The sequence below is a fragment of the Shewanella vesiculosa genome (genome assembly GCF_009994065.1).
GTDB lineage: Bacteria > Pseudomonadota > Gammaproteobacteria > Enterobacterales > Shewanellaceae > Shewanella > Shewanella vesiculosa.
Genome location: NZ_JAACSD010000006.1, coordinates 106,521 through 125,004, shown reverse-complemented (window position 1 = coordinate 125,004; position 18,484 = coordinate 106,521). Strand labels below are relative to the sequence as shown.

At 41.6% G+C, this 18,484-nt stretch carries 16 protein-coding genes; 4 read left to right on the top strand and 12 right to left on the bottom strand.

Going from position 1 to position 18,484, the window contains the following annotated elements:
* Window positions 1–118: 118 nt before the first annotated feature.
* The gene (locus tag GW828_RS06550; RefSeq protein ID WP_273058324.1) at window positions 119–2,275 is read left to right on the top strand and encodes a S46 family peptidase; all 2,157 of its coding nucleotides are present in this window, start codon (window positions 119–121) and stop codon (window positions 2,273–2,275) included.
* Between the two features lie 19 nt (window positions 2,276–2,294).
* Here the strand turns inward: GW828_RS06550 and GW828_RS06545 are convergent, their stop codons facing one another.
* From GW828_RS06545 to GW828_RS06535, 3 genes are all read right to left on the bottom strand, one after another.
* Window positions 2,295–3,002: a 23S rRNA pseudouridine(2604) synthase RluF gene (locus GW828_RS06545; protein ID WP_182741948.1), complete on the bottom strand. Its 708-nt coding sequence runs from the start codon at window positions 3,000–3,002 to the stop codon at window positions 2,295–2,297.
* 48 nt (window positions 3,003–3,050) lie between these two features.
* Window positions 3,051–3,734: a hypothetical protein gene (locus GW828_RS06540; RefSeq protein ID WP_182741936.1), complete on the bottom strand. Its 684-nt coding sequence runs from the start codon at window positions 3,732–3,734 to the stop codon at window positions 3,051–3,053.
* Between the two features lie 184 nt (window positions 3,735–3,918).
* On the bottom strand, window positions 3,919–5,262 hold the full coding sequence (locus GW828_RS06535) for a Na+/H+ antiporter NhaC family protein (RefSeq protein ID WP_182723405.1): 1,344 nt from the start codon (window positions 5,260–5,262) through the stop codon (window positions 3,919–3,921).
* Window positions 5,263–5,695: 433 nt separating this feature from the next.
* Here GW828_RS06535 and GW828_RS06530 point away from each other — a divergent pair, with 433 nt between their 5' ends.
* Window positions 5,696–5,980 carry a hypothetical protein gene (locus tag GW828_RS06530; RefSeq protein WP_182723404.1) on the top strand — a complete coding sequence of 95 codons (285 nt, stop codon included), beginning with the start codon at window positions 5,696–5,698 and terminating at the stop codon, window positions 5,978–5,980.
* Between the two features lie 91 nt (window positions 5,981–6,071).
* On the opposite strand, the gene putA is transcribed toward GW828_RS06530, so the two are convergent.
* The 4 genes from putA to GW828_RS06510 form a co-directional block, all read right to left on the bottom strand.
* A complete protein-coding gene (gene putA, locus GW828_RS06525) occupies window positions 6,072–9,266 on the bottom strand; it encodes a bifunctional proline dehydrogenase/L-glutamate gamma-semialdehyde dehydrogenase PutA (protein WP_182698598.1) in 3,195 nt (1,064 codons plus the stop codon).
* A gap of 392 nt (window positions 9,267–9,658) precedes the next feature.
* The gene (locus tag GW828_RS06520; protein WP_182741934.1) at window positions 9,659–10,240 is read right to left on the bottom strand and encodes a TIGR04211 family SH3 domain-containing protein; all 582 of its coding nucleotides are present in this window, start codon (window positions 10,238–10,240) and stop codon (window positions 9,659–9,661) included.
* A 140-nt stretch (window positions 10,241–10,380) separates the two neighbouring features.
* Window positions 10,381–11,649 carry an inorganic phosphate transporter gene (locus GW828_RS06515; RefSeq protein ID WP_124017334.1) on the bottom strand — a complete coding sequence of 423 codons (1,269 nt, stop codon included), beginning with the start codon at window positions 11,647–11,649 and terminating at the stop codon, window positions 10,381–10,383.
* A 25-nt stretch (window positions 11,650–11,674) separates the two neighbouring features.
* Window positions 11,675–12,355, bottom strand: a complete 681-nt coding sequence (locus tag GW828_RS06510; protein WP_124017333.1) for a TIGR00153 family protein — start codon at window positions 12,353–12,355, stop codon at window positions 11,675–11,677.
* A 236-nt stretch (window positions 12,356–12,591) separates the two neighbouring features.
* On the opposite strand from GW828_RS06510, the gene GW828_RS06505 reads away from it, so the two are divergent.
* Window positions 12,592–14,076 carry a CYTH domain-containing protein gene (locus GW828_RS06505; protein WP_273058328.1) on the top strand — a complete coding sequence of 495 codons (1,485 nt, stop codon included), beginning with the start codon at window positions 12,592–12,594 and terminating at the stop codon, window positions 14,074–14,076.
* Window positions 14,077–14,271: 195 nt separating this feature from the next.
* Here the strand turns inward: GW828_RS06505 and GW828_RS06500 are convergent, their stop codons facing one another.
* The 5 genes from GW828_RS06500 to GW828_RS06480 form a co-directional block, all read right to left on the bottom strand.
* Window positions 14,272–14,514, bottom strand: coding sequence for a hypothetical protein (locus GW828_RS06500; protein ID WP_273058330.1), 243 nt, complete (start codon window positions 14,512–14,514; stop codon window positions 14,272–14,274).
* 184 nt (window positions 14,515–14,698) lie between these two features.
* Entirely contained in the window at window positions 14,699–15,136 is a 438-nt protein-coding gene (locus GW828_RS06495; protein ID WP_124017330.1) for a PaaI family thioesterase, read from the bottom strand.
* Between the two features lie 144 nt (window positions 15,137–15,280).
* The gene (locus tag GW828_RS06490; protein ID WP_124017329.1) at window positions 15,281–15,949 is read right to left on the bottom strand and encodes a helix-turn-helix transcriptional regulator; all 669 of its coding nucleotides are present in this window, start codon (window positions 15,947–15,949) and stop codon (window positions 15,281–15,283) included.
* Window positions 15,950–16,208: 259 nt separating this feature from the next.
* A complete protein-coding gene (locus GW828_RS06485) occupies window positions 16,209–16,352 on the bottom strand; it encodes a hypothetical protein (RefSeq protein ID WP_273058333.1) in 144 nt (47 codons plus the stop codon).
* Between the two features lie 79 nt (window positions 16,353–16,431).
* Window positions 16,432–17,052 carry a DUF2238 domain-containing protein gene (locus tag GW828_RS06480; RefSeq protein ID WP_182698639.1) on the bottom strand — a complete coding sequence of 207 codons (621 nt, stop codon included), beginning with the start codon at window positions 17,050–17,052 and terminating at the stop codon, window positions 16,432–16,434.
* A 180-nt stretch (window positions 17,053–17,232) separates the two neighbouring features.
* On the opposite strand from GW828_RS06480, the gene serA reads away from it, so the two are divergent.
* On the top strand, window positions 17,233–18,462 hold the full coding sequence (gene serA, locus GW828_RS06475; protein ID WP_124017328.1) for a phosphoglycerate dehydrogenase: 1,230 nt from the start codon (window positions 17,233–17,235) through the stop codon (window positions 18,460–18,462).
* The last annotated feature ends 22 nt before the right edge of the window (window positions 18,463–18,484 follow it).

Below are 18,484 nucleotides of genomic sequence, written 5' to 3'. Positions count from 1 at the left end.
TGACTTTTTTGTTTTATGGACTACTAACATTAGCCATGATGAAACAAGAATTAAGCAAAAAATTAGAGACAACAGCAATAATATTCATCGCACGCTAAACCCTAAACGGAATTATATAATGAAAAAATGGTTATTAACTGTCGCTATTGCAGCCAGCTTTGGCGCGTCGGCAGATGAAGGGATGTGGCAGCCACATCAACTTCCCGCAATGGCTGATGAGCTTAAAGCAAAAGGCTTAGAGATCAGCGCTGATTCAATTTCTAAATTGACTGAGTTTCCAATGAATGCCGTGATCAGCCTTGGTGGTTGCACCGCTTCATTTGTATCGCCTAAGGGCTTAGTGGTCACCAACCACCACTGTGCTTATGGCGCAATTCAGTACAATTCAACTCCTGAAAAAAACTTGCTTAAAGATGGCTTCTTAGCAAAAACCTATGCCGAAGAATTACCTGCTACACCGGGGTCTCGTATTTTCGTTACCGAAGCCGTAACTAAGGTAACCGATAAAATTACCGCTGGCCAAATGGATAAAGTAGGCAATGACTTTTATAAAGGTATTGAGCTACAAGAAAAAACCTTAGTTGCTGAATGTGAAAAAGAAGATGGTTACCGTTGCCAAGTTTATAGTTTCCATGGTGGCCTAGAATATTATTTAGTTAAACAGTTAGAAATACGCGATGTGCGTTTAGCCTACAACCCAGCCGCTAGCGTAGGTAAATACGGTGGCGATATCGACAACTGGATGTGGCCACGTCATACCGGTGACTTTTCGTTTTATCGTGCTTACGTATCAAAAGATGGTAAGCCTGCTGATTTCAGTAAAGATAACGTTCCCTATGAGCCAAAAAGCTTTTTAAAAGTATCAGCTAAAGGCGTTAGTAATGGCGATTTCGTCATGGTTGCGGGCTACCCTGGCCGTACAAATCGATATCGCACTGCAGATGAAGTTAAAAATCAATTTGGCTGGGCTTATCCGCAAGGTAAAGAGCTGCAAGAAAGCATGATTGATATCATCAAACAGACTGCAGCAGAGGGCAGCGATGAGCGAATTAAATACGAAAGCTTAATTGCTGGCTTAGCAAATTATGCTAAAAACTTTACCTCTATGATTGAGTTTTATGGTAAATCATCCATGCTTGCTGAGCGCGTAAAAGTTGAAACTGATTTAGCTAACTGGATTAACCAAGACAAAAAACGCCAGCAACAATATGGCAAAACCTTATCAAGCTTAGAAAAACTGGTCGCTAAGAGTCAACAAGATCAGCAGCGTGATATGTTGCTAGGCTATATTGGTTACACCACTATGGTGACCACTGCGCGTAATTTATATCGCTTAGCCCATGAAAAAACCTTAGCGGATATGGAACGTGAACCAGGTTATCAAGACCGCGACATGACTAACTTTACCTCAAGCATGGAGCGAATTGATCGCCGTTATGCAGCCAATGTAGATAAAGCACTTCTCGCAGACTTACTTACCCGCTATGCGGCATTACCTGCAAAACAACGTTTAGCATCGTTAGACAAAGCCTTTGGTATTAGCGATAAGTTTGATGCTAAAGCATTGGCCACAACACTCGACAATATGTACGCCAATACCAAGCTGAATGACAAAGCGACTCGCTTAGCATGGATGAATAAATCGGTTGCAGACTTTACCGCCTCAAATGACCCATTCATTCAGTATGCGGTACAAACCTTTGACGCCGATATGGCGCGAGAAAAACAGCAAAAGCAGTTAGAAGGTGAATTAATGAAAGTGCGTCCACAGTATATGGATGCGATCATTGCCTATAACCGCGAGCAAGGTAAACCTGTGTATGCTGATGCGAACTCAAGCCTACGTGTGACTGTCGGCAATGTGAAAGGTTACTCACCACAGGATGGATTAGTTGCGGTGCCGTTTACGCGTTTAGAAGGTATTTTGGCTAAAGACACGGGTATAGATCCATTTGATGCGCCAGCTAAAGAGCTTGAGCTAATTAAGCAAAAACAATACGGCGACTATTATGTTAAAGCGATTGACTCTGTGCCGGTTAATTTCTTATCAACCTTAGACACTACTGGCGGTAATTCAGGTTCTCCGACCTTAAATGGCCGCGCCGAATTGGTCGGTTTACTGTTTGACGGCGTGTACGAGAGTATCATTGGTGACTGGGGATATGATCCACAAACCAACCGTTCAATCCAAGTAGATAGTCGTTATATGCTTTGGGTCATGCAGTATTTAGATAATGCTGACAACTTATTAGCTGAAATGGACATTGTTAAATAATGACCATTTAACCCTATGCTCAGTTTACTGAGCGTTGAAGACTCAATAACTCTGCGGCCGTTAATGGCCGCATTGTTTTTTCTGCTAGATCATCAAGACACACATCCAGTAACTGGGTGCGAATTAAATCTACTACCTTATAGCCTTGTGCCTGACACATACGGCGTATTTGTCGATTTAACCCTTGAGTTAAGACTATGTTAAATCTGTCTTCATCCGCCGCAGGGCTCAATGCTCTAATATCACAAGGTCGTGTGTGCACATCGCCATATTGCACCCCTTGAGCCATCATCAGTAAAAATTCTGGCTTAATAGGTTTATTCACTTGAACAACATAGGTCTTCGGATGATAAAAATCAGGATGCATTAATGCTTGAGTTAATTGACCATCATTGGTGAGTAATAATAATCCGCGAGAATCTTTATCCAAACGCCCAGCAGGATATAACCTTGGCGATTCGGGCAACACATGCAGTAAGCTATGGGGATCATCGGCTAATAAGCGGCAATCAATCCCAACAGGTTTATGATAGATAAAATACTGTTTGGGTTGCACCGGCAAAATCGGTTGGCCATCAACCAAAACCGTTACCGCTTCAGACAGTTTGACTCGATCGCTATGCTGGGCTAATTGATGATTAACGCTCACTCGACCACTGTCAATCAGTCGTGCGGCTTGGCGTCTTGAAGCCACACCACACACAGCTAAATAGTGGCTTAGTCGCATTGATGTCATAAACGATGCTCAAGTAATAATACCCAGTAACAAACGGGATTAGATTAATTTATACAGGTTATTTTGTTGTGTTCTAATGGTTTTTAGCAAGCTTAATCCTAAGCAAACACACCATAAAATATTTGCCTGGGTTAATGACCACATGGATAAGGACACCACACAATATTGAGGAAAATCGGCTGAACACTCGCTAAAATCAAGCTGACTCCAATCAAGCAGCATCAGCAATACAAAGCCACTACATAAGGAAATAATGCTCAAGGTAAGCATTCGTTTGGTCATCGTGCTGCCTGGTTTGAAATAATCCACTAAGCAAATACTGTGCAATACCAGAGAGCTGAGTAAATAAAGCGTCGACACCTTGCGATGTAACTCTAAAAAGTTAATCGGAAATACACCCATTAATACAATACTGATCCCCACCACACCACCAAGAACAGCGATATAACGGCTGATTAAATCAGGGAAAATATTAAACACAGCGACCATCGCCAGTAAGAAACATGAACCACTGGCTAGCAGTGATAAATTAAACACTACAGCAAACGAGGAATTCATATAGTTTCCAAGGGCGTCAGGGCGGATCATTAACATCTCTATGCTGATGCTATCCACTTTAGCAATGAGCGCACTTGCGACACCAAAAGAGCCGATAACTGCCGCCGCCAATGACATAAATACAATCACTAGATGTAAATCATAATTACGGACTCTACTTGTCACTGTTCGATACTTATACAAAAAATGGGTGCGGGATATTAACGCGTAAAGTACAAAAGTAAAAGCCGATAATCAATAGCCCCATAAAACAATGCCCAATCGTTTAAGATTGGGCATTGTCGACTCCATAGCTGACGTTTACTTGCTTGAGCCAATGAAACCAGTGGATTATTGAGCGTATAGCCGATTAGACTCGTTTACGAAAAATCACGATAATCACAGCAATAACGGCCAAAATCATACAGTACCAAGCATTAGATACTGCCACTAATGGACTAATGGTAAACACCGAGGCAATTAATAATGCTTGGGCACCATGGGGGATTAATCCCTGAATGATACAAGCAAAAATATCTAAAATACTCGCCGCGCGTTTTGGCGAAACGCCATGTTTTTCAGCAAGCTCTTTAGCAATATCACCCGTTACCACAATCGACACGGTATTGTTAGCCACGCAAGTGTTCGTCGCGGCAACAATAGCGGCCATTCCTAGCTCTGCCGCTCGGCTTGATGCTTCACCATTAGCTTTAGAAAAACGACGGATTAAGGCTTCAATTTGGTTACTGACAAAGATTAATCCACCTTGTTGCTGCATTAATGCCGCTAAGCCACCCACTAGCATCGACAGAATAAAAATTTCCTGCATATTAGTAAAGCCAGTGTAAATATCATTACCAAATTGGATAACACTATAATCAGAGCTCAGCACGCCTGTCACGCCGGCTAATACTATTCCGAGGGACAAGACAACAAATACGTTTAACCCGGCCACAGCCAACACCAGAATGGTTAAATACGGTAATACTTTTAAGATTTCAATGTCCTGAGCTGCAATATCTGCTTGGCCCTGACCAACAAACGAAAAAGCAATCAAGGTGAGGATCGACGCTGGGATCGAAAACACTAAATTCTCACGGAACTTGTCTTTCATTTCACAACCTTGAGTACGCGTTGCCGCAATCGTGGTATCAGAAATAATCGATAAATTGTCACCAAATAATGCGCCCGACATGACTGCCCCCGCCATTAAGGCATAATCAATTTGCGCTTGATCAGCCACGCCTAATGCCACAGGAGCAACCGCAGCAATCGTGCCCATCGATGTGCCCATCGAGGTTGCAATAAAAGCGGCAATAACGAAAAAGCCCGGTAGCAATAGATTAGATGGAATAAACGATAAGCCAAGTGCAACAGTAGCATCAACACCGCCAGTGGCTTTAGCCACTGCAGCAAAAGCCCCCGCTAATAAATAAATTAAACACATAGCAATAATATTGCTGTGGCCAATCCCTTCAATAAAGGTTTCTATCGCATTATTGATGCGCTGTTTTGATAACAATATTGCCAATACAATGGCAGGTAAAATAGCAATCACACTGGGTAATTGGTAGAACGCATAATCAATACCCTGACTTTGAAAATATAAGCCAGCGCCAATGAATAATCCTAAAAACAAAAATAATGGTAATAATGCCACAAACGATGCGGGGCTATTTGGCTCCGTGGTGGCTGATGAAGTAGCTTTAGTCAAAGTGATCTCTCTTTATCTTAACGAATTGGGATTGTCGGATGAGAAAAGCGAGTACGACTCAATCTCGGTCATCGGTGATTATTTAACAACACAGTGAATGCTGCTAAATATTGCAGTCGCATCATAACAAGTTGTGCCAAGAATAAGAGAACTCTTCACCACTGTCAATCTAGACGTCTAGACTTCTTTGCTTCCAGAGCGTTTTTTATTCTAAACCTCAAAAAATGCTACAAATATTTTACATAAACATAATCAATTTATCGATTAATCGCTATTTTTACAGCAAAAAATTGATTTACGTTAATATTGCCCTTTGGCTGATTTGTTATTGTGAAAGTTCTCACTGAACGATTAATTGACCTATTCCATGACTGTAAATCATCAAGTTACCGGCTAGCGATAACAGCCGCGACTTCATCATCATAGGTGAAATATGCAGCACAAACCCGATAGGATCAGCGCGATGAAGCAACTCATTGCCCAAGTAAAACAGACTTTTCCATTAGATTCAGCTGATATCTTTCGTTGTGGTCCAGCCAATACCTGTGTTGGTTGCCCAAAAAAACTATTGGAGCTTGTTGATGCGGAACTCACCTACTGGGAATCAGCGATTAACCAAGGCATAACGCCTTCATTTGGTGATATCAGTCGCTTTGGTAAATTGTGTAGCAATGTCAGTCGTGGTTTAAAACGCAATAACATTCCAATCCAAGAGTAAATAACCGCAAACAAGTAAACAAAACCTGAGGCGGCATAATAACAAAAAGCCCACGAGAAGTGGGCTTAGTCAACTTGAGTTACTCACTCCGTTATTCGTCAGTATCACCTAATGATAATAACGTCGCATTGCCGCCAATTGCGGTAATGTTATTGGTACGAGTTTTTTCAGTTACAAAACGGGTTAAGTAATGTGGACCACCGGCTTTAGGGCCTGTACCCGATAATCCTTGACCACCAAATGGCTGCACACCAACAACGGCGCCAATTTGGTTGCGGTTAATATACACATTACCCACATTGACTTTATCAGCAAGGTTTAACGCATGGCCTTCGTTACGGCTATGGATCCCCAAGGTTAAGCCAAATCCGGTACTATTGATTTCATCAATCACTTTGCCTAAATCAGCCGCTTTATAACGGATAACATGCAAAATCGGTCCAAAATGCTCTTTTTCAAGCATTTTTATCGAATTGATTTCAACTGCTGTCGGCGCAACAAAATGGCCCTTTTCAGTACCAGCAGGTAACTCAAGTTTATTTATCAACTTACCTACTTGGCTAATATGATCAATATGAGCATCCAAGTTAGCTTTGGCAGTTGCGTCAATCACTGGGCCTACGTCTGTTTTCACAGAACTTGGGTTGCCAATGACTAACTGCTCCATCGCACCTTTCATCACTTCAATGACGCGATCGGCAATATCTTCTTGCAAAAACAATACTCGTAATGCCGAACAACGCTGACCTGCACTGGTAAATGATGACGATACAACATCATTTACCACTTGCTCTGGTTGTGAGGTTGAATCAACTACCATGGCATTTTGACCGCCAGTTTCAGCGATCAATGGAATAATTGCACCATCGCGATTAGCCAATGTACGGTTAATCAATTTAGCCGTGCCAGTGGAACCGGTAAAACACACACCGCCAATACGTTCATCAGCAGTGATTGCAGAACCAACCACAGCGCCAGTTCCTGGAAGGAATTGCAACACATCGGTAGGAATACCGGCTTGATGTGCCAGTTGCACAGCGCGATAACCGATTAAACAGGTTTGCTCTGCAGGCTTGGCAATAACCGTATTACCTGCAGCAAGGGCTGCAGAGACTTGGCCTAAGAAAATAGCGAGTGGGAAGTTCCATGGGCTGATACACACAAAAATCCCGCGACCTTGTAAAAACAGTTCGTTTAACTCACCTGTTGGGCCTGGAAGCAATTCTGGCTGGGCCATCATTTTCTTAGCTTGGACAGCGTAGTAACGACAAAAATCGACGGCTTCGCGAACTTCATCAATGCCGTCTTGAATGCTCTTACCCGCTTCACGAGTACATAACACAATCAGTTCTTCACGATTCTCTTCGAGTAAATCGGCCAACTTTTGCAGTGCATTGGCACGCGTTTCAACCGCAGTACGAGCCCAACCACCAAAAGCAGCATCTGCACTCGCAATGGCTTGTTCAATGGCATTAGCATCAGCAAAAGCAACAGTACCTACCGTTAATGAGGTGTCGTATGGGCTGACCACAGTTTGCACTTCGCCGGTTAAGGTTTTGCCATTGACCAGCGGGCCTGCGGTCCACTGGGTATCGCTAAATGTATCTAGTGCAGCAAAAAATGGCTCTGACTCAGAAATAATATTCATGTTTAATCCTTTAGAGTTTTTACGTTCTGCACCAAAAATATCAGCTGGTTGAACAATTTTACGATTCGCTAAGCTCTTGTAGCCCAATAATGTCACCAGTGGATGAACCACTAAACTCTCAATTGGCGTATTAGGGTCAACAAGTTTATGCACAAATGAGGTATTGGCACCATTTTCCAGTAAGCGACGGACTAAATACGGCAGTAAATCTTTATGAGCGCCAATGGGGGCATAAATACGCACAGCCTTAGCACCGCTTTCAGCTAACATAGTGTCGTATAGCTCTTGGCCCATACCGTGTAAACGTTGAAATTCGTATAAGCGATCGCCCGCCATAGCATCAATGCTAGCGACGGTTTGCGCATTATGGGTGGCAAATTGTGGATAAATAGCACCGCGAGTGGCATCAGACAACAAATAGCGTGCACAAGCTAAATAAGACACATCAGTGCCCGCTTTACGGGTGTACAGTGGGTAACCAGCTTCGCCAGCTTGTTGGGCCCATTTAAGCTCGCTATCCCAGTAAGCACCTTTAACCAAGCGAAGTGGAATTTCATCACCTTGATCTTTAGCAAGACGTGTTAACCAGCACAACACAGGTAAACAACGCTTAGAATACGCTTGAACCACAATGCCCAGTAACCCCCAACCTTTGGCAGCTTCTGACTGATAAAGTTGCTTAAACAACTTTAACGACAGCTCAAGGCGGTCAACTTCTTCTGCATCAATAGAAATACCGATATTCAAGGCGCGGGCTTGGACAATTAATTTAACTACCGAGTCGTATAGTTCTGTTAATACGCGGTCTTCATTAGCAACTTCATAACGAGGATGCAATGCTGACAATTTAATAGAAATTGTCGGTCTTGGAGCGTTGCCAACATCATATTGCTGTGCACCTAAATCATCAATAGCGTTGCTATAATCCATAAAGTACTTGAGCGCATCAGTGGCCGTTAACGCAGCTTCACCAAGCATGTCATAACTGTGGGTATAACCTAACTTACGTTTAGCTTCGCTGTTTTTAAGGGCTTCTTTAACATCGCGCCCTAACACAAACTGCTTACCCATGATCTTCATCGCCGCTAGCATAGCTTGACGGATCATTGGCTCACCAACACGATTAACGAGACGTTTGAGTATGTGACTTGGCGAACCATCAGTATTGCGATCTAACTTAACCAGTTTACCGGTTAACATTAAGCCCCATGTTGAAGCGTTAACCAATAACGAATCACTTCGATTAAGATGTTCATCCCACTTGGCACCAGATAACTTGTCTTGAATAAGCGCATCAGCAGTTTCTGCATCAGGAATACGCAGCAAGGCTTCTGCCAAGCACATTAAGATAATGCCTTCTTTCGTTTCTAAGCTGTATTGCTGCAAAAATGCATCAATACCAACCATAAGGCCTTTCTTCTCAAACTGACGAACTTTACTGACGAGTTCATGGGCACGGCGTGTGACTTGTTCAATATCTTGTTCAGACGAAGGCACAAGCTTAATTAATTCAGACAGGTATTGCTCTTCATCGACAATATAGTTGTTGGTCACTGCAGTAAACAGTTCCTCAAGAGTGGCATTGTCATAGCAACCGCCCAGTACTTCACTCGCTTTGAACATAGTATTCGCTTCCATCTAGGTCAGGTTAAGGATGGTTATTATCGTTATTGAATGGACACTGTATTCACGAATTATTTATTTTGTATACAATGTACGATCTAATTTTCGGCGATTATACATTCAAAATGTGAACTTGGACACTCTAGTTAAATACTTGCTAATGATTGTTTGATTACGCTCACTGAAATGAATGAAAAAAATGTGTTATAGAAACAACAAAAACTAAATAAGTATTTGTTAAACAATCACTAAATAAAAATAAACCTAACTAAATATGAATAAATTTTATCAACAAAAAACACCATAAAAAAAGGCCAACGTTTGAATCATTGGCCTTTTTTAGCAATAAAATTTATCACACAAGTGTTGTCATCTTATCCATGACAATCTGATGATTGTTGGAGACATTACATCCAGCGACTTTTTTGACGGCGCTGCGGACGAGGCAAATATACCAATACAATACCGATTAAAGCCCCGATACCTGCTATTAATCCACCTTGTTGCCACATGTAGTAACGTTGATTATCAGCTACTTGCTTTACTTCTGACTTAGCTACATCCCGCTCTTCAATCGCTTTGGCTAACTCAGCACTTAACTCAGTCACCTTTGCGTTCGCCAGCGTTAAATACTCTTCGGTACTTTCAGTATTTTGCGTAATATTATTTAATTGCTCACTAGCTTGTTTTAGTTGCGCTTCCATCTCAGGAAAACGTTCACGAAAACTAGGCTGATCGGTTACTAAACTGCTTAATACCCAACCTTCACGACCTTTATGGTCGATAATTTGAGTGAAGTCACCTTGGGTATCACCTAATAAAGTAATAGGTTGACCCGCTTCAACACTGCCTATGATACGAAATTCAGTACCCGGTCCACCGTGGATATAGGTAAACACATCATCAGAAATGAAGCGCGTTGGCCCTTGGGCTGCAAATACGCCATTTGGCGCCAGTAAAAATATAAGAATTGAAAGTACTCTTAACACGGTATTTATCCAAACTCAGAAAACTTATCGTCATGCTATTTATTAAATGCTCTGAATGCAAGAAGGAAGTCATACGACTTCCTTCTTAAATACATTCAGCATTCACATTTTTGCTAATACTGCATGGCGTCTTCGTTATATTAACTAAAGATATTTTTAATAATAAAGAAGAACACAATAGACAGCGCTGCACCTGCTGGAAGGGTAATAACCCAAGACACCACGATGTTACGCACCACACCAATATTGATGGCTGCGATACCACGAGCCATACCCACACCCAACACGGCACCCACTAAAGTTTGCGTTGTTGAAATAGGTAAACCAGTACCAGAAGCAATCACAACCGTCGATGCTGCCGCTAATTCAGCAGCAAAACCACGACTTGGAGTTAAATGAGTAATATTTTTACCTATGGTTTGCATTACACGTTGACCAAAAATCGCCAAGCCCATAACAATACCAACAGCACCCAGTGGTAAAATCCACCATGCTAGAACAGCTTTAGCACCAATAACACCGCCACTTTCAACCACAGAAACAACCGCAGCTAAAGGACCAATCGCATTGGCAACATCGTTAGAACCATGAGCAAATGCCATACAACATGCAGTCACTACCATTAAAATAGCGAACACTTTTTCAACATTACCATACTGGGTTTTTAGGTCAGCTTTGTCGCTCATTTTTAAACGACTAATCGCTATTTTACCTAGAAAACCCACTAATGCTGCAACAGCTGTTGCTAGCACATACGCTTCAATTGTTGAAAAGTTTATCCCTACATGCGACAAGCCTTTAGTGATAGTCACAAGTGACATCACAAAACCTGCAAGGGCCATGTAAAAAGGCACATAACGCTTAGCACTCGCTAACGGATCATCGGTGTTAAAAATCAGCTTTTGTACACTTTGGAAAATAATAAAAGCAATAAAACCCGAAATGGCCGGAGTCACAACCCAAGAGCCAACGATACCGACAACTTTACCCCATTCAACAGCATCAGCACTGACGCCTACCGCGGCGAAACCGACAATAGCACCAATAATTGAGTGAGTTGTAGAAACAGGCCAGCCTAACGCTGACGCTACGACTAACCAAATACCCGCAGCAAGTAATGAGGCAATCATGCCGTATACCAATAATTCAGGTACATCAGTAAAATAACTTGCGTCGATAATACCTTTTCGAATTGTACTCGTGACTTCACCACCGGCTAAAAAAGCACCGGCGAACTCAAAGATCATTGCAATAATGATCGCTTGTTTAATAGTAATGGCATTAGAACCTACAGAGGTTCCCATTGCATTGGCTACGTCGTTTGCACCAATACCCCATGCCATCAAAAATCCAAATGCCGCCGCTATCATAATGAGCATAGGGCCGTTGGTGACTAATACATCAACCATGTTGTTTCCTTGATAACCTTTGTGATTAGTTACGAGCTAGCATTAGCTCTAGGCGGGAACCGACACGCTCAGCAATATCTGCTAAACCTCCTACCCATTCGATAATTTTATACATGAACATCACATCGATAGGATTCAATTCAGATTCTAATGCATATAACTGACGACGCACTTGAATTTGTAAATCATCTGAATCTTCTTCGATAAGATCTAATTCATTAATCATTTTGGCAACTAACTCAACTTCACGACCACGGAAACCGGTTTCGAGTAAGTCATCGAGCTCGTTAATAGCACGTTTTGCAAGCGATACTGCATCTAAACAACGCTTTAGATAAGCGCCAAAGGCAGCTTGCATTGGCTGAGGAAGGACTAATTCACGACCGATAATACGGCCAGAGATATCTTTTGCTTTGTTAGCGATTTTGTCCTGTTGAGTTAATAACTCAAGCAAGTCGGTACGCTCAACAGGCATGAACAATCCACCAGGAAGTGTTAGGCGAATTTCACGTTTAAGTGAGTCAGCATCTTTTTCCAACAAACTAATTTGTTTGCGTATCTTTACCGCTTCATCCCAGTCACCTGAGTTGGTTGCGTCAAAGAAAGGAACAAGAAGTGATGCACACTCATGTACTTTGTCGATATGCTGTTCTAAAGGCTTAAGAGGTGATTTTGCAAACACACCTAAAATAGAGTTTACTGGCATTGCCGTTTACCTATTTAATAAATTCCAGTTTGGAAAAAGCGGGCGCATGTTAACCCAAGCGTCCACATAATGAAACTGTGTTTTTTAATTTCGTACAACAGTTTCTCTGTTATCGTTGCTTAGTATATATGATGCGAGCAACGCTATCCTAAGAGATTTTTATTACAGCAATGTGACATTATGAAGATAACATGACGCATTAGTGAATATTTAATGACAAGGCAAATATAAAGTCAATGGACGCAGAAATAGAGTTAAAACTATTCATTCAATCACAACACCATGATTTTTTGAAAAAAATATTGAATGAATATCCAAATTCAACCCCACAAGGGCAGAAGAAACTCACCAACGGATATTTTGATACCGACGATTTACAACTGCGTCGTTGGGATATGGGTTTACGAGTAAGAGGGTTTGACAACCAACTCGAACAGACTATAAAAACAGCAGGCAGAGTGGTAGGAGGGATCCATTCTCGTCCTGAATATAATGTCAGCATAAATCAAAAAATGCCGGTTCTGTCACTTTTCCCAGCAGAAATATGGCCAGTAGGAAATGATCTCGACAGTGTATCAAGATCACTAAAATGCATTTTTGAAACTAATTTTGAACGCCAAACTTGGCATATCTATCTCAATGACAGTTTGATTGAAGTTGCTTTAGATGTGGGTGAGATTATTACGCAACATAAAATTGACCCCATTTGCGAACTCGAATTCGAATTACTTGCTGGTGATACTTCAGCCTTAATCCAATTGGCACGTGAAGTGGCTAAGTCAGTTCCGTTTCGTCTTGGCAAAGCCAGTAAAGCTCAGCGTGGCTATCAACTCGCGGGTAAGTCAAAACCTTTCTCAATCGAATCGATTGATCACGTCTGTTTGCCAAAAAACAATAATGTCCCCCAAGCCTTAAGCGCTATATTAGAAACAGCCCTAGAGCGCTGGCAACTTATTGAAAATGTATTAGTAACTGTCACTGATGATGTGGAGCAACAGTCAGTATTGTGGGGGGAATTACGCCGCTGCGTGCGCTTACTCAGACTCACCTTAAATCAATTTGGATTACTGGAAAAGCACATTAGTCCATTATTTGATCACCTTGAACGTGCGCTAGAATTTGTGGGTCCATTGCAAAGCTGTTGTTTATTGCTGCAAGATGATGCCAATATGCTTGCCAATATCAGCAATAAAGCTGTTGTTTGCCAGCAACTCGAAAACCATATTAACGCAATGTCAATTTCAACCCAGCTAGCCTCGATATGGCAACATGCCGAGTATGGTCAATTACAATTAGCGCTAGTCGATTTGTTATTAACCACTGAAAATGGTCAACATCAATTCAGTCAAGAGCCAGAATTAGACCTATTTGCCAACAAATTGCAGCAAGCCTCATGGAAACGTATTGGCAAATTAATGCCTATAACATCAGCAATGAGTAGCGAAGACTATCAAGATGTGGCAGATGCTCTTGATGAAAGCATCTTAGTGGGATTTGCTTATGGCGAAATATACCCAGCGAAAAAACGCGAAGCATTTCGCTTGCCTTGGCAAGACTTAGCATTAGGAATTAGTACTCTGTCTGCATACAAAATATTAAGGCTGCTTAGTGAGCTGCATCAACTTGATATTGACACCTGGCTAGACAATAAAGAAACCAGTTTATTGTTTGCAATGGAGCAGTCACGTAAAAGCGCCTTAAAAGTACCTATCTACTGGTAAGCTAAAACCTTATAACAACGGCTAACATCAATCATCGATTAAGCATTATTGATGATTGAAGATTGATGAAATAAGCCAAAATTCAAGTCAGAACCCATTCAACAAAAAAGCCAAAATATTCATTTTGGCTTTAGTAGTAAACAGATTAATGACCCCCATGAAATTAACTAAATGAGGTTAACTAAATGAGGTTAACTATTCAGCCGGAGGTGTCGGCTCGCGGTATAACTTAACCAAATAATATGCATCAATGAGTACAATAAAAAAGTTCACTAACGCCACTGGAATTGCGTCTATCGCTAACCCATAAGCCACAAATAGACCAGCACCAATCAAGTTCCACCAGCGGAGTTTTTTAATGTTGGCCATCATCAGCGAAATCGCCACAACGATCGAGGCTAGGTAACCGACCCATTCCCAGATATTGATACTGTCCATGGATTTTCCTTATGGTAATATTCTGCATTACCTCATATGACCACTAACACGCTTAAGCAACAAAATAGATCCGATTTTAGCGCAGTAAATTATGGGGGATCGCTTAATATTTAACTCAATATCTCATCAGCGCAACTCGGGAGCATCAAGGCTAATCAAATAATCATCTTTAACCTATTATAGTCTATCGCTCGACCACAGCAGCTGTCATTCTTGAAATACAGCACAGTTGACCCGCGCTATTGTGGATCAATATTTCCCATACAGAACTGCGCTTGCCTATGTGTATTGGTTTTGTTGTTGCGGTTAACTCACCATTGCGTGATGCTTTTAAATGATTAGCGTTAATTTCTTGGCCAACACAATAGTAACGGGTAAAGTCGACCACAAAATTAGCTGCATAGCTGGCAACCGTTTCTGCTAACGCTACATTCGCGCCACCATGAACAATGCCTAATGGATTATGCACTGCTGGATTAGCGGGCATAGTCGCAACCATGTAATCATCGCCAATCTCAGTAATTTTAATGCCTAATGTTTGCATTAAGGTGCCCTTTTCATGCATCCCAGCATCTAAACGAGCACAATCTTCTAAAGTAACAGCCTTAAACCAAATACTCATTGTTAACATCCATTATTATTGTTATCAGAAAACCCAGTGTACTTATTAGCGTAAGCTTTTAAAAGATAACACTATCGATAAACCTGACCGATAAAATAGGAGCCTAAGCTCCTATTTTAATCACTCTATGAATACATCAGCATATTAGCTGACTAATTCACTATGACTTTGATAGGTTTGTGCCCAACGTAATAATTCAACTCGGTTGCGAGATTCTGTTTTACGGAAAATAGACGAAATATGTGCTTTAACGGTATGTTCACTAATACACAAACGCTGGGCGATTTCTTTATTGCGAGCACCACTGGAAACAAGCTGAATAATGGTTCTTTCTCGATTGGTTAATCTTTGTAGAATGGCAACGGTATCGGAAGGGATTTCAGCACTGGTATCAAGTTTCTGAACTAAACGTCTAAAGATTTTACTGATCAATGGCCGGTCATACCATAATTCATCTGCCACCATTTTACGTAACCCCGTCAGCATTAAATCCATGCGCTGGTCACTGTACAATAAACCACGAACGCCGAGGAGTAATGCCGCTTCTTGATCGAGCGAGCCACGTTCAACTTGATATAACGCAACAGGAACATGCTCCACTAAGCGCGACACCAACAAAGGAATACCTTTGCTGTCTAATGCGGCACCTTTTTGTGAAACAAGATAAAATTTATTGGATTTTTTTTCTAACTCAAGCTCTGCGGCATGTTTGACTATTCGAGTTTTCAACCCGATAGACTCAGCCAAAATAGCTAAATGGCAAGGTGCTGCGATTTGGTGTAAAAACACCAATTCATCGATATTTGAACTCATCACTCTTCTCCCTGAAAAGTATGTTATTGCTCAACATACCTTGAGCACATCCTGAGATTATATACTATACGTAAATGAAGCTGGTTTACTAGCCTTAAGTACTAGGCAAAGCCTATTGTTTACTTTTATTTCACTCTATTAGCACATTTTTATAAGTGACTATTTATTGAATTTAAAGTGAAAAACTGCTCACTTAACACTGAACCAATCACGGTTAATCGCTTATTGTTAATCAAAGATTACTCTCATCAAAGACCTGTTATATGGCAAGGATAGTCAGTATTCCCTCGTATTTATGGTCATGGCGTAAGTCTAAGGTATGAATAATTAATTTGCCTGATGCTGTATCGCTTTGAACACTGATGTAACCCGGATAAGCAGATACGTTATATTGGCTTAACATCTGGAATTACCCCTAAGCACAGCGAACTAATCGACTTATTGCAATCACTGCACTTAGGTACCTAAATCAGCTAACTCACTTATATCGACTTATTATTAAGGGCCATTTTGGCGGCTATTTGTTTATTATGAAGCGGTGAAAGCAGTAAGACACCACAAATACCACCAATTAAGGCTAAGAACATATCTGATTGGGTATCCCAGACATACCCTTGAGTACCTAAAAAGGCTTCAGCATTTTCACCTGAAGCTGCGGCGACCCACCACTCGATTAGCTCGTAAAATGCCGAAAAAGCCAATACAAAACAAACGGCCAAAAACTGACACCATGCGCCTATTTGCATGACCTGCTTGCGGATAAATATTTCTCGCGCCAATATCACAGGGATAAAACCTTGGGCAAAATGGCCAACTTTATCGTAGTTATTGCGTTCGCTATCCATAATTTGGGCTAACCAGTCAAATAATGGCACTTCGGCATAGGTATAACGCGCACCCACAAATAATACACAGCAATGCACTAAAATAAGGGCATAAGCTAACGTGGTCAGCGGAAAGCTCTTACGACTAAAAAATAAAATAGGTAAGGCAATTAATGCGGGGATAGCCTCTAGCCACCAAGTGAACATATCCTTGGGATTACTGACAGACCAAAACAATACCAATAGGTAGATTGCCATCCAAATCACGCGTTTTTGCATCCTCAATTCCTCATCTGCGATATTGTTCTCAATTAAAGATATTACTTCAGCCATCTAGCCCTCCACAAGCCTTAAAAAAAGTGCTACTTTGGCATTGCGTCGGAAGTCCGCATTTATAGCATAACTATTGGCTAATTCATTAGCATAAGCATCATTTAATGATAAGAGGGTACCCATATCATGGCGAAACACTCGCTTGACAAGGATAAGATCAAAATCCTGCTGTTGGAAGGCGTCCACCAAACTGCGGTTGATGTTCTAGAACGAGCAGGTTATTCCAACATTGAATACCATAAAGCGTCGCTCGGCGAAGAGGCTTTACTTGAATCGATCAAAGATGCTCACTTTGTTGGATTACGTTCCCGCACTCAGCTTACCGCTGAAGTATTGCACCATGCAGAAAAGCTGGTTGCGATTGGCTGTTTTTGTATTGGCACCAATCAAGTCGATTTAGCCGCCGCCGAAAAATTGGGTATCCCGGTATTCAACGCCCCATTCTCTAACACTCGTAGTGTTGCAGAACTGGTCATTGGCGAAATCATCATGCTCATGCGCGGCATTCCACAGCGCAATGCTATGTCGCATCGTGGCGGTTGGTTAAAGAGTGCTAATGGTAGTGTTGAAGTCCGTGGCAAAACCTTAGGTGTAATTGGTTACGGTCATATTGGTACTCAGCTAGGTATTTTGGCTGAAACCCTTGGCATGAGAGTAATTTTCTTTGATATTGAAGACAAATTACCACTGGGTAATGCCTCACAAGTTCACTCCATGGAACAGTTATTGGCCCAAGCTGATGTTGTCAGCCTGCATGTACCTGAAACGCCGCAAACCAAAGACATGTTCGCTAAAGCTGAATTTGCCCAAATGCGTCAAGGCAGTTTCTTTATTAACGCCTCACGCGGTACCGTGGTTGATATTGACGATTTAGCCCAAGCGCTAAAATCGGAGCAGATTGCAGGTGCCGCAATTGACGTGTTCCCGGTAGAGCCAAAATCAAATGATGATGAGTTTGTGTCACCGTTACGTGGTTTAGACAATGTATTACTGACACCACACATTGGCGGCAGTACCGCTGAAGCACAAGAGAATATTGGTATTGAAGTGGCTGGTAAGTTAGTGAAATACTCAGATAACGGTTCGACGTTATCTGCAGTTAATTTCCCTGAAGTATCTTTGGCACAGCATAGCGGTACTTCACGCTTATTGCACATTCACCAAAATCGTCCTGGCGTGTTGATCAAAATCAACCAAGCCTTTTCTGAAAAAGGCATTAACATTGCCGCACAGTACTTACAAACCACTGCTGAAATCGGCTATGTGGTAATGGAAGTCGATTCAGATCAAGCTGAAGAAGCATTAGTAGAACTTAAATCAATTGAAGGCACTATTCGTGCAAGAGTATTGTTTTAACCTTACTTAGAAAGCGATTAGC